The following is a 12,339-nucleotide window of genomic DNA, read 5'->3' as shown; positions in this document are numbered from 1 at the left end:
ACAGATGAAACACAAGATCAAGCACATCCATTTCGTGGGCATCGGCGGCAGCGGCATGAGCGGCATCGCCGAGGTGCTGCTCAACCTCGGCTACAAGGTGTCGGGCTCGGACCTGTCGAGCAATCCGGCGGCCCAGCGTTTGCAGGAGCTGGGCGCGCGCGTCTATCTCGGCCACGCGGCCGACAACATCTTCGGCGCCGACGCCGTCGTCACCTCGACCGCCGTGAACGAGGCCAACCCGGAAGTGATGGCCGCGCGCGCCGCCCAGATCCCGGTGGTCCCGCGCGCGATCATGCTGGGCGAACTGATGCGCCTGAAGCGCGGCATCGCGATCGCCGGCACCCACGGCAAGACCACCACCACGAGCCTGGTTGCGTCGGTGCTGGCCCAGGGCGGCCTGGACCCGACTTTCGTCATCGGCGGGCGCCTGACCGCGGCCGGCGCCAACGCCAAGCTCGGCACCGGCGACTACATCGTGGCCGAGGCCGACGAGTCGGACGCGTCCTTCCTCAACCTGTCGCCGATGATCGAGGTGATCACCAACATCGACGCCGACCACATGGAGACCTACGAGCACGACTTCGAGAAGCTGAAGGCCGCGTTCGTGAACTTCACCCACCGCCTGCCGTTCTACGGCCGCGTGATGCTGTGCATCGACGACCGCCACGTGCGCGCCATCCTGCCGCAGGTGACGAAGCCGGTGACGACCTATGGCTTCTCGGAAGACGCGCAGGTGCGCGCCCTGGACGCCTACGCCGACGGCGTGCAGATGCATTTCACGGTGCGCCAGGACGGCTATCCGGACACCAAATTCGTGCTGAACCAGCCCGGCATGCACAATGTCCTCAACGCCTGCTCGGCGATTGCGATCGCACGCGAGATCGGCATCGAGGACAGCGCCACCGCCCAGGGCCTGCTGGAGTTCCGCGGCGTCGGCCGCCGCTTCACCCGCTACGGCGAAGTGGCCCTGGAGGGCGGCGGCAGCTTCACGCTGGTCGACGACTTCGGCCACCACCCGGTCGAGACCGAGGTGACCCTGGCCGCCGCGCGCGCCGCCTATCCGGGCCGGCGCCTGGTGCTGGCCTTCCAGCCGCACCGCTACAGCCGCACGCGCGACCTGTTCGAGGACTTCGTGAAAGTGCTGGCGGCGCCCGACGTGCTGCTGCTGGCCGAGGTGTATCCGGCCGGCGAGGCGCCGATCGTCGCGGCCGATGGGCGCTCGCTTGCGCGCTCGCTGCGCGCCGGCGGCAAGATCGAACCGATTTTCGTGGAAACGATCGCCGAGATGCCCGACGCGATCCGCCAGGTGGCGCGTGACGGCGACGTCGTGCTGACCATGGGCGCGGGCTCGATCAGCGGCGTTCCGGCTCAATTAACTGCGCAGTCAACTTCGCAACAGACGCAACAACCGACTTCACAATCAAAGGTAACATCGTGAGCGACATCATCACCAACTTCGGCAAGGTCGGCGTCCTGTACGGCGGCCGCTCGGCCGAGCGCGAGGTCTCCATCATGTCCGGCAGCGGCGTGCTGCAGGCCCTGAAGAGCCGCGGCATCGACGCCCACGGCTTCGATCCGGCCGAACGCTCGCTGGCCGAACTGGCGGCCGAAAACTTCGACTGCGTCTTCATCGCGCTGCACGGCCGCTACGGCGAAGACGGCAGCCTGCAGGGCGCGCTCGAACAGCTCGGCATTCCCTACACCGGCAGCGGCGTGATGGCGTCGAGCGTCGGCATGGACAAGATCACCACCAAGATCATCTGGCTGTCGAAAAACATCCCGACCCCGAAATACGCCACCGTCGCGCCGGGCGACGACCTGGACAAGGTCGTGGCCGAACTCGGCCTGCCGCTGATCGTCAAGCCGCCGCTGGAAGGCTCGACCATCGGCATCACCAAGGTCGAGCAGGCCGAGGAGCTGGAAGCCGCTGTCGCCCTGGCGGCCGGTTTCGACGAGACCGTGCTGGTCGAGCAGTTCATCACCGGCCGCGAGTTCACGGTCGCCGTGCTCGGCACCGGCAAGGATGCGCGCGCGCTGCCGATCGTCGAGATCGTGGCCCCGGCAGGCAACTACGACTACCAGAACAAGTACTTCACCGACGATACCCAGTACCACTGCCCGGCGCAGCTGCCGGCCGCGCTGACCGAGGAAATCCAGCAGCACGCCGTGGACGCCTACCGCGCGCTCGGCTGCGAGGGCTGGGGCCGCGTCGACGTGCTGGTGCGCGAGAGCGACATGCGTCCCTTCCTGTTGGAGGTGAACACCTCGCCCGGCATGACCGGCCATTCGCTGGTGCCGATGGCGGCGCGCGCGGTCGGCATCGGCTACGAAGAGCTGTGCGTCGAGATCCTGCGCTCGGCGCGCTGCAAGATGGTGAAGGCACAAGGCTGACGACATGTGGCATGACGTACGCGCCCTGAACGCCACCGCCAGCACGCTGCTGGCGGCGACGCTGCTCGCGAGCATCGCCAGCGGCGTGTGGTGGCTGAGCCAGCGGCCGATGTTCACGCTGCGCGCGGTGACGGTCGAGAGCCTGTACGGCATGGACCTGCGCCACGTGAACGAGCTGACCGTGCGCAACAGCGTATTGGGGAAAATCCGCGGGAATTTCTTCACCACGGACCTCGAGCAGGTGCGCTCGACCTTCGAAGCCGTGCCCTGGGTGCGGCGGGCCACCGTGCGCCGCGAATGGCCGAACCAGCTGATCGTCGAGGTCGAGGAACACGAGGCGCTCGGCACCTGGGGCGAAGGCCGCCTGCTGTCGGTGAAGGGCGACGTCTTCACCGCCAACCTGGCCGAGGCCGACGACGACCACGCCTTGCCGGCGTTCTCGGGCCCGGCCGGCAGCGAGAAGGAAGTGCTGGCGCGCTTTGCCGAACTGCGCGCCTGGTTCGCACCGGTCAAGCTGGTGCCGCAGGAACTGTCGCTGTCCTCGCGCTACGCGTGGACCGTGAAGCTGGACAACGGCATGAGCGTGGAGCTCGGCCGCGAGAAGGACAAGAACACCGTCAAGGCGCGCGTGCAGCGCCTGGTCGGGGTCTACCCGCAGCTGGTGGCCAGGCTGCAGGAAGGCCGCATCGACACCATCGACATGCGCTACTCGAATGGCCTGGCATTGTCGTCGGCGGCACTGACCGTGCCGGCGGACGCCACCAAGCCGGTGAAGCCGTCGAAAAAGAATAAAACGACTACTAACAAAACAACCAAGCAAATCTAAAGCAGGCGAGCAATGACAAAAGACGCGAAAAACCTGATCGTCGGCCTCGACATCGGCACCTCGAAGGTGGTGGCCGTCGTGGCCGAGGTGATGTCCGACGGACGCCACGAGGTCATCGGCCTCGGTCAGCACGAGTCGAAGGGATTGAAGAAGGGCGTCGTGGTCAACATCGAGGCCACCGTCGAATCGATCCAGCGCGCGCTCGAGGAAGCCGAGCTGATGGCCGACTGCAAGATCCGCAATGTCTACGCCGGCATCGCGGGCAGCCACATCCGTTCGTTCAACTCGAGCGGCATGGTGGCGATCAAGGACAAGGAAGTGACCGCCACCGACGTCGCGCGCGTGATCGAGACCGCCAAGGCGGTCAACATCCCGACCGACCAGCAGCTGCTGCACACGGTGCCGCAGGAGTTTATCGTCGACAACCAGGAAGACGTGCGCGAGCCGATCGGCATGAGCGGCATCCGCCTGGAGGTGCGCGTGCACATCGTCACCGGCGCGGTGTCGGCGGTGCAGAACATCGTCAAGTGCGTGCGCCGCTGCGGCCTGGAAGTGTCGGACCTGATCCTGCAGCCGATGGCCTCGGCCGACGCGGTGCTGACGGGCGACGAGAAGGAACTCGGCGTGGTCCTGATCGACATCGGCGGCGGCACCACCGACATCGCGGTCTTTTCCGACGGCGCGATCCGCCACACCGCCGTGATCCCGATCGCCGGCGACCAGATCACCAGCGACATCGCGATGGCGCTGCGCACGCCGACCGGCGAAGCCGAGGAAATCAAGCTGCGCTACGGCGTGGCCAAGCAGGTGCTGGCCGATCCGGGCGAAACGCTCGAGGTGCCGGGCCTGGGCGACCGCGGCCCGCGCGCCCTGAGCCGCCAGGCGCTGGCCGCCGTGATCGAGCCGCGCGTCGAAGAACTGTTCGCGATGGTGCACCAGGTGGTGCGCGAGTCCGGCTACGAAGGCGTGCTGTCGTCGGGCATCGTCCTCACCGGCGGCACCTCGCTGATGCCGGGCATGATCGAGATGGCCGAAGACATGTTCCTCAAGCCGACGCGCCTGGGCACGCCGGACTACCGCGGCCAGCTGGCCGACGTGGTGCGCAGCCCGCGCTACGCGACCGTGCTGGGACTTTTATTGGAAGCGAAAAAGCAGTACCTGCGCGGCCACATCGTGACACGCCAGGATGGTTCGGTGAAGGCAGTCTGGCAGCGCATGAAGGAATGGTTCTTAGGGAACTTCTAAACGGTTTCCACGCAGCAAACAAGCGTCTTTGATTCGGTACAAATACATAATTTTTTACAATACAACGCCGTCACCAACGCTGAGTCCTGATACCCTTATGGGGTTTGGCGATTGGTCACTGCAATTTGAAAATTAGGAGTCACATCATGGAGTTCGATATGGTCGATAACGCGGCACTGGGCACGGTGATCAAGGTCGTCGGCGTGGGTGGTGCGGGCGGCAACGCGGTGCAGCACATGATCAACAAGGGCGTCTCGGGCGTCGAGTTCATCGCCGCCAACACCGATGCCCAGGCACTGGCGGCATCGAGCGCGAACAACATCATCCAGATCGGGGAATCGGGCCTGGGCGCCGGCATGCGTCCGGAGATCGGCCGCCAACTGGCCGAGCAGACCCGCTCGCGCATCGAGGACTCGCTGCGCGGCGCGCACATGGTCTTCATCGCCGCCGGCATGGGCGGCGGCACCGGCACCGGCGCCGCCCCGATCGTGGCCGAAGTGGCCAAGACCATGGGCGCGCTGACCGTCGCCGTGGTCTCCAAGCCGTTCTCCTACGAAGGCCAGAAGTGCATGGACATCGCCGAAGCCGGCCTGGAAGAACTGTCCAAGCACGTCGACTCCCTGATCATCATCCTGAACGAAAAGCTGGAAGAGATCTACGAAGACGAATCCATGCTCGACTGGATGAAGCACGCCGACGACGTCCTGAACAATGCCGTCGCCGGTATCGCCGAGATCATCAACGTGCCGGGCCACATCAACGTCGACTTCAACGACGTGAAGACCATCATGAGCGAGCAGGGCAAGGCGATGATGGGCACCGCGACCGCTTCGGGCGTGGACCGTGCGCGCATCGCGGCCGAGCAGGCCGTCGCTTCGCCGCTGCTGGACGGCATTGACCTGTCGGGCGCCAAGGGCGTACTGGTCAATGTCACCGCCTCGCGCGGCCTGAAGGGCAAGGAGATCAAGGAAGTCATGGCCGCCGTGCGCGCCTTTGCCGCGCCGGACGCATCGATCGCACAGGGCATCGCCTACGACGACGCGATGGGCGACGAGATCCGCGTGACCGTGGTCGCGACCGGCCTGGGCAAAAACAAGAGCAAGATGCAGCTGGTCCAGCCGCAGCAGATGCTCAAGACCGGCACCTACAACGCGCCGGTGATGGGCGCGGCCGGCCTGACCGGCGGCATGACCATGGGCACCGCCAGCGTCGGCGGCCCTGGCGACGGCATGAAGCAGCCGGCCGTGTGGCGCCGCGAGCAGGCCTCGGAGCAGGTGCAGGCCATGCAGCGCAACGGTGTCGAGACCTACGACATCCCGGCTTTCCTGCGCAAGCAAGCCGACTAAGCGTTCATACGCTTTAAACGGTTACATACAAACCGGGATCGGAGCACGGCTCCGGTCCCGGTTTTTTCGTGTGCGCTCGATACGCCGGCTGCCCGCGGTTCGGGGCGATGTCCTGCAAGAGCTGCGCGGATCGGGCATACTGGCGGGATTTTCAAAATAACACCTGAGGAGTACGCATGAACATCCAGATTGGCGACCACCTGCCTGAGGGCACCCTGGCCGAATTCGTCGAGACCGAAACCGAAGGCTGCACGCTCGGCCCGAACACCTTCCAGGTGGCCGATCTCGTGAAAGGCAAGAAGATCGCGATCTTCGGCCTGCCGGGCGCCTTCACCCCGACCTGCTCGGCCAAGCACGTACCGGGCTTCGTGGAAAACGCTGAGGCCTTCAAGGCCAAGGGCGTCGACGAAATCTGGTGCATCTCGGTGAACGACGCCTTCGTCATGGGCGCCTGGGGCCGCGAACAGAAGGCCACCGGCATCGTGCGCATGATGGCCGACGGGAACGCCGCCTTCGCCAAGGCGCTGGGCCTGGACGCCGACTTCTCGAAGCACGGCATGGGCACGCGCTCGCAGCGCTACTCGATGCTGGTCGAGGACGGCGTGGTCAAGCAGCTGAACGTGGAGCAGGGCGGCTTCGAGGTGTCGAAGGCCGAGGCGCTGCTGGCCCAGCTGTAATCCACATCCCGCATTACCCGACGGCGCCGCGGCGCCGTTTTTTGTTTGAGTACCGCTATGAGTAAAGTCTCCGGCAACCTGCGCAGCATCTACGCGATGCTGATCGCCGTCTTTATGTTCTCGCTGATGGACACGGCGATGAAGCTGCTCGCCGCCCACTATCCGGCGATGCAGGTGGCGGCCTTGCGCTCGCTGTCCTCGCTGCCGCTGGTGTGCGCCTACGTTGCCTGGCGCGGCGGCTTCGGGACGATGCTGCGCGCGCGCTGGTCGCTGCACGTCCTGCGCGGTGCGCTGGGGATCGGCATGCTGGCGCTGTTCGCCTACGGTCTCAAGCGCCTCAGCCTGGCCGAAGCCTATTCGGTCTTCTTCATCGCGCCGGCGCTGATCACGGCGATGTCGGTGTTCTTCCTGAAGGAGAGCGTCAACCTGGCGCGCTGGATCGCCATCGTCGTTGGACTCGCCGGCGTGCTGGTGGTGCTGCGCCCGGAAGGCGGCGGCTTCCTGACGCTGGGCGGCCTGGCGGTGCTCGGCTCGGCCGTGTGCTACGCGATCTCGGCGATCGCCGCGCGCATCCTGGCGCGCACCGACAGCACCCAGCAGATGATGTTCTGGCTGATGCTGCTGATGGCGCTCGGCGCCACGGCGCTGGCGGCGCCGGATTGGGTCGGCGTCGATCCCGGCCACCTGCTGCTGCTGTGCGGCCTGGCCGTGAGCGGCTTCTTCGGCCAATTGGCGATCACCGAGGCCTTCAGCCACGGCGAGGCGTCGGTGGTCGCGCCCTTCGAGTATTCGGCGCTGGCCTGGGGCGTGGCGATCGACTGGCTGATGTGGAGTACGCTGCCCGACAGTTATACGATGATCGGCGCCGCCATCATCATCGGCAGCGGCTTGTACCTGATTCGCCACGAGAAGAGCCACGCCGAATCCGAGCATCCGTAAGCTTGTCGTGCCGATGCATCGCTTCTTGTCAGGGTTTCTATACTGCAAGAAGCGGCCCCGGCAAGGTTCGGCAAGCGCAGATATAATCGGTCCATGCTCAAACAACGAACCATCAAACAACTGGTGCGCACGACCGGTGTCGGACTGCATTCGGGCCGCAAGGTCGAACTGACGCTGCGCCCAGCGCCGGTGGACACCGGCATCGTGTTCCGCCGCGTGGACCTCGACCCGGTGGTCGAATTCCCGTCGAGCGCGGAAGTCGTCGGCGATACCCGCATGGCGTCGGTCCTGGTCAAGGATTCGGCGCGCGTCTCGACCGTCGAACACCTGATGTCGGCCTGCGCGGGTCTCGGCATCGACAACCTCTACATCGAAGTCACCGCCGAGGAAATCCCGATCATGGACGGCTCGGCCTCGTCCTTCGTCTTCCTGCTGCAGCAGGCCGGCGTCGAGGACCAGCCGGCGCCGAAGAAATTCATCCGCGTGCTGAAGGAAGTCGAAGTGCGCCAGGGGACCGGCAACGGCGAGAAGTGGGCGAAACTCAAACCCCACGACGGCTTCAAGCTCGACTTCTTCATCGAATTCAACCACCCGGCGGTGGACGGCACGATGCAGAACGCCTCGGTCGACTTCGCCCAGGTCTCCTACGTGCACGACGTGGCGCGCGCGCGCACCTTCGGCTTCATGCAGGACGTCGAAAGCCTGCGCGGCATGGGCCTGGCGCGCGGCGGCTCGCTGGAAAACGCGATCGTCATGGACGAATACCGCATCCTGAACGCGGACGGCCTGCGCTACGACGACGAGTTCGTGCGCCACAAGATCCTCGACGCGATCGGCGACCTGTACCTGGTCGGGCATCCGCTGCTGGCGGCGTACGAAGCGCACAAGTCGGGCCACGCGCTCAACAACGACCTGCTGCGCGCCCTGCTGGCGCGGCCGGACGCCTACGAGATCGTCACCTTCGACGCGGTCGACAGCGCGCCGCCGTCGTACGTGCGCCAGATGCGCGAGGAGTGGGCGCTGACGTAAGTGATGTTGCCGTTGTAGGGTGGGCTCTCGAGCCCACGCGGTCTCACCGGTTGTGTACCGGCGACGCTTGCACCCTACCACTGCGCTTGCGTCGTTTAACCGAATGATGGTGCGGTATGCATGGGTACGACCGCGTGGACACAGGTGTCCACCCTACGAAACCCGGCCTGTAGCTTACCCGCGCCGCCGCTTCTCCGCCAGCCGCTTGACCGCCGCCACCAGCGCCGCATTCTGCGGCGTATCCGGCAGGCTGTCTCCCAGTTCCTCGAAGGCGTCCACCGCCGTTTCCGGCAGCTCCAGCGTGCGCATTTCCACCCGTTCCGGCATGGCGCGCGTCACCTGCACCTTCAGGCGCAGCGAAGCGACCTGCCAGCCGCGCCCCTGCAGGCTGGCCTGCAGCTTCGGCAACTGCTGCTTCAGGCGCGCCGCGACGGCCGAGCTGGGCACGGCCAGCACCAGTACGCCTTCCTGGAACGACAGCACATCGCAATTGCCGGCCATGGCCGGCAGCACCATGCCGACGTCGCGCTGCAGGTCGGCCATGCGCATGGCGGTCGGCAGCAGCCGCGCCATGCGCTCGTTCGAACGCAGGAAGTCGGTCGCTTCGAAGGAAGTCGGACGGTTGCGGGTGCCGTAGATATGCATGAGGACGCTAGGTGGGAGGGGTGTCGATCAACGCGCAACATACCATAGACTGCGCCCAGCGTGCACGCAGCATGCATACCCGACGCACGGCTGGCGGCAAACGGGTGCACATCGATGCAATTTGATAACATTCTTTCTGGAACCAACCTTGTTATCCGGCCTATAAGCCCCAAGTGTGGCCGCATCGCATGATAAAATCAGTCGCTTTTTGCCTTGGGCGGTCTTCGGTGTGTATCGTTTTGATATCATCCCTGGCTCTTTTTGCGGCGTCTTTATAAGAAACTTAGCATGTCATTCCTGACCCAGATTTTCGGCAGCCGAAACCAGCGGCTGCTCAAGCAATATCAAAAAACCGTGCGTCAGATCAACGCGCTCGAGCCGCAGATGGAAAAGCTGTCGGACGCCGAGCTTCAGGCAAAGACCCCGGAATTCAAGTCGCGCCTGGCCAATGGCGAGACCCTCGACGACATCCTGCCGGAAGCGTTTGCCGTCTGCCGCGAAGCCGCCAAGCGCGTGCTCAAGATGCGCCACTTCGACGTGCAGCTGATCGGCGGCATGGTCATCCACCAGGGCAAGATTGCCGAGATGGGCACCGGCGAGGGCAAGACCCTGATGGCGACCCTGCCGGTCTACCTGAACGGCCTGTCGGGCAAGGGCGTGCACGTCATTACCGTCAACGATTACCTGGCCCAGCGCGACGCCGAGTCGATGGGCCGCCTGTACGGCTGGCTGGGTCTGACCACGGGCGTGAACCTGTCGCAGATGCCGCACGATACCAAGCAGCAGGCCTACGGCTCGGACATCACCTACGGCACCAACAACGAATTCGGTTTCGACTACCTGCGCGACAACATGGTCTACGATGCGCGCGAACGCGTGCAGCGCGGCCTGAACTTCGCCGTGGTCGACGAGGTCGACTCGATCCTGATCGACGAGGCCCGGACACCGTTAATTATTTCTGGCCAGGCCGAGAACCACACCGACCTGTACTACCGCATGAACGAGGTGCCGCCGCAGCTGACGCTGCAGATCGGCGAGGAGACCCCGGACGGCAAGGGCCAGATCGAAGTCCCGGGTGACTACACCAAGGACGAGAAAGCGCACACCGTGCTGCTGACCGAGGCCGGCCACGAGAAGGCCGAGGCCATCCTCACCAAGATGGGCCTGCTGCCGGAAGGCGCCTCGCTGTACGACGCCGCCAACATCACCCTGATCCACCACCTGTACGCGGCGCTGCGCGCCCACGTCCTGTACCACAAGGACCAGCACTACGTGGTGCAGAACGGCGAAGTCACCATCGTCGACGAATTCACCGGCCGCCTGATGACGGGCCGCCGCTGGTCCGACGGCCTGCACCAGGCCGTGGAAGCCAAGGAAGGCGTGCGCATCCAGAACGAGAACCAGACCCTGGCCTCGATCACCTTCCAGAACTACTTCCGCATGTACACCAAGCTGTCCGGCATGACCGGCACTGCCGACACGGAAGCCTACGAATTCCAGGAAATCTACGGCCTCGAGACCGTGGTGATCCCGCCGAACAAGCCGTCCCAGCGCAAGGACCGCCAGGACCAGGTCTATAAGTCGGCCCAGGAAAAGTACAACGCGATGGTCAACGACATCCGCGATTGCTACGAGCGCGGCCAGCCGGTGCTGGTGGGTACGACCTCGATCGAGAACTCGGAACTGCTGTCCAGCATCCTGAACGGGGCGAAGCTGCCGCACAACGTCCTGAACGCCAAGCAGCACGCCCGGGAAGCGGAAATCATCGCCCAGGCCGGCCGTCCGAAGATGATCACCATCGCGACCAACATGGCCGGCCGCGGTACCGACATCGTCCTCGGCGGCAACGTCGAGAAGCAGATCTCCTTCATCGAAGCCGATTCGAACCTGTCGGAAGCGGAAAAAGCGGCGCAGTCGAAGCAGCTGCGCGACGAATGGCAGTCGCTGCACGACCACGTGGTGAACGCCGGCGGCCTGCACATCATCGGCACCGAGCGCCACGAATCGCGCCGCGTCGACAACCAGCTGCGCGGCCGTTCGGGCCGCCAGGGCGACCCGGGTTCCTCGCGGTTCTACTTATGTTTGGATGATCCGCTGCTGCGCATCTTCGCCGGCGACCGCGTGCGCGCCATCATGGAACGCCTCAAAATGCCGGAAGGCGAGCCGATCGAGGCGGGCATCGTGACCCGTTCCATCGAGACCGCCCAGCGCAAGGTCGAGGCCCGCAACTTCGACGTCCGCAAGCAGCTGCTCGAATACGACGACGTCGCCAACGACCAGCGCAAGGTGATCTACAGCCAGCGTAACGAATTGCTGGAAGCGGCCGACATCTCGGAACTGATCGCCTCGCTGCGCACCGGCGTGTTCACGGATGTCGTGCGCACCTACGTGCCGGCCGAGTCGGTCGAAGAGCAATGGGACATCAAGTCGCTGGAATCGGCGCTGGGTTCCGAATGGGCCCTGAACGTGCCGCTGCAGCAGATGCTGGTGGACGAGCCGAACCTGAACGACGACGACATCCTGGAGAAGGTGCTGGCGAAGGCGGACGAGTCCTACAACAGCAAGGTCGCGATCGTCGGCAAGGAGTCCTTCGGCGGCTTCGAGCGTAACGTCATGCTGCAAAGCGTCGACACCCACTGGCGCGAGCACCTGGCGGCGCTGGACCACCTGCGCCAGGGCATCCACCTGCGCGGCTACGCCCAGAAGAACCCGAAGCAGGAATACAAGCGCGAAGCCTTCGAGCTGTTCGGCAGCATGCTAGACCAGATCAAGAACGAAGTGATCCGCACCGTCATGACCGTGCGCATCCAGACCCGCGAGGAAGTCGAGGCGGCGGAAGCGGCCATGGCGGCCCAGGCGGCGCACCTGGAAAACATCAACTTCCAGCACGCCGACTTCAACCCGTCGGCCGCGCCGGAAGAACTGCTGGCGCCTAGCCCGACCGGCACCGCCGCCGCGCCGGTGGCCGCCGAAGACCACAGCACCTACATGGGCGTGAAGGTCGGCCGCAACGATCCTTGCCCTTGCGGCAGCGGCAAGAAGTTCAAGCAGTGCCACGGCAAGCTGGCGTAAGGCCTGCCGCGTAGAACGGAAAAGGCGTCCCGCGGGACGCCTTTTTTATTGTGCGTGTCGGCGTGGCCGTTGCATCGATCGGATGCGCAGACCCGTAGGGTGGGCGGCTATACCGAGACGCCTGCCTGTTCGCGGCCTCGGCGCCGCCCACGCGTTCAAGCGCAGGGAA

The 12,339-nt window shown here is 65.1% G+C and carries 10 protein-coding genes; 9 read left to right on the top strand and 1 reads right to left on the bottom strand.

The window, feature by feature from the left end; translation table 11 throughout:
* Positions 1–4: 4 nt before the first annotated feature.
* The 8 genes from murC (at position 5) to lpxC (ending at position 8,453) form a co-directional block, all read left to right on the top strand.
* Positions 5–1,438 carry a UDP-N-acetylmuramate--L-alanine ligase gene (gene murC / locus RT688_RS05145; RefSeq protein WP_313703775.1) on the top strand — a complete coding sequence of 478 codons (1,434 nt, stop codon included), beginning with the start codon at positions 5–7 and terminating at the stop codon, positions 1,436–1,438.
* A 5-nt stretch (positions 1,439–1,443) separates the two neighbouring features.
* The gene (locus tag RT688_RS05140) at positions 1,444–2,391 is read left to right on the top strand and encodes a D-alanine--D-alanine ligase (protein ID WP_313703841.1); all 948 of its coding nucleotides are present in this window, start codon (positions 1,444–1,446) and stop codon (positions 2,389–2,391) included.
* Positions 2,392–2,395: 4 nt separating this feature from the next.
* The gene (locus RT688_RS05135) at positions 2,396–3,217 is read left to right on the top strand and encodes a cell division protein FtsQ/DivIB (RefSeq protein WP_313703774.1); all 822 of its coding nucleotides are present in this window, start codon (positions 2,396–2,398) and stop codon (positions 3,215–3,217) included.
* A 12-nt stretch (positions 3,218–3,229) separates the two neighbouring features.
* A complete protein-coding gene (gene ftsA, locus RT688_RS05130) occupies positions 3,230–4,462 on the top strand; it encodes a cell division protein FtsA (RefSeq protein WP_313703773.1) in 1,233 nt (410 codons plus the stop codon).
* Between the two features lie 146 nt (positions 4,463–4,608).
* Complete coding sequence (ftsZ, locus tag RT688_RS05125) at positions 4,609–5,808, top strand: cell division protein FtsZ (RefSeq protein ID WP_313703772.1); 1,200 nt, start codon at positions 4,609–4,611, stop codon at positions 5,806–5,808.
* Between the two features lie 176 nt (positions 5,809–5,984).
* Positions 5,985–6,485 carry a peroxiredoxin gene (locus tag RT688_RS05120; RefSeq protein ID WP_313703771.1) on the top strand — a complete coding sequence of 167 codons (501 nt, stop codon included), beginning with the start codon at positions 5,985–5,987 and terminating at the stop codon, positions 6,483–6,485.
* 57 nt (positions 6,486–6,542) lie between these two features.
* The gene (locus RT688_RS05115; RefSeq protein WP_313703770.1) at positions 6,543–7,424 is read left to right on the top strand and encodes a DMT family transporter; all 882 of its coding nucleotides are present in this window, start codon (positions 6,543–6,545) and stop codon (positions 7,422–7,424) included.
* Between the two features lie 93 nt (positions 7,425–7,517).
* A complete protein-coding gene (gene lpxC / locus RT688_RS05110) occupies positions 7,518–8,453 on the top strand; it encodes a UDP-3-O-acyl-N-acetylglucosamine deacetylase (protein WP_313703769.1) in 936 nt (311 codons plus the stop codon).
* 174 nt (positions 8,454–8,627) lie between these two features.
* Here lpxC and RT688_RS05105 read toward each other — a convergent pair whose 3' ends face one another.
* Positions 8,628–9,098 carry a DciA family protein gene (locus tag RT688_RS05105; protein ID WP_313703768.1) on the bottom strand — a complete coding sequence of 157 codons (471 nt, stop codon included), beginning with the start codon at positions 9,096–9,098 and terminating at the stop codon, positions 8,628–8,630.
* 288 nt (positions 9,099–9,386) lie between these two features.
* Here RT688_RS05105 and secA point away from each other — a divergent pair, with 288 nt between their 5' ends.
* Positions 9,387–12,170: a preprotein translocase subunit SecA gene (gene secA / locus RT688_RS05100; RefSeq protein WP_313703767.1), complete on the top strand. Its 2,784-nt coding sequence runs from the start codon at positions 9,387–9,389 to the stop codon at positions 12,168–12,170.
* Positions 12,171–12,339: the final 169 nt, after the last annotated feature.

The organism is Massilia sp. (assembly GCF_032106685.1).
Taxonomy (GTDB): domain Bacteria; phylum Pseudomonadota; class Gammaproteobacteria; order Burkholderiales; family Burkholderiaceae_D; genus Telluria.
The sequence above is the reverse complement of the archived record's forward strand: the minus strand, read 5'-3'. Positions and strand labels throughout refer to the sequence as shown.

Bases quoted from the DNA above. Each gene is read 5' to 3' on its own strand.
- murC (WP_313703775.1), top strand. From the start codon at position 5: ATGAAACACAAGATCAAGCACATCCATTTCGTGGGCATCGGCGGCAGC.
- RT688_RS05135 (WP_313703774.1), top strand. From the start codon at position 2,396: ATGTGGCATGACGTACGCGCCCTGAACGCCACCGCCAGCACGCTGCTG.
- ftsA (WP_313703773.1), top strand. From the start codon at position 3,230: ATGACAAAAGACGCGAAAAACCTGATCGTCGGCCTCGACATCGGCACC.
- ftsZ (WP_313703772.1), top strand. From the start codon at position 4,609: ATGGAGTTCGATATGGTCGATAACGCGGCACTGGGCACGGTGATCAAG.
- RT688_RS05120 (WP_313703771.1), top strand. From the start codon at position 5,985: ATGAACATCCAGATTGGCGACCACCTGCCTGAGGGCACCCTGGCCGAA.
- RT688_RS05115 (WP_313703770.1), top strand. From the start codon at position 6,543: ATGAGTAAAGTCTCCGGCAACCTGCGCAGCATCTACGCGATGCTGATC.
- lpxC (WP_313703769.1), top strand. From the start codon at position 7,518: ATGCTCAAACAACGAACCATCAAACAACTGGTGCGCACGACCGGTGTC.
- RT688_RS05105 (WP_313703768.1), bottom strand. From the start codon at position 9,098: ATGCATATCTACGGCACCCGCAACCGTCCGACTTCCTTCGAAGCGACC.
- secA (WP_313703767.1), top strand. From the start codon at position 9,387: ATGTCATTCCTGACCCAGATTTTCGGCAGCCGAAACCAGCGGCTGCTC.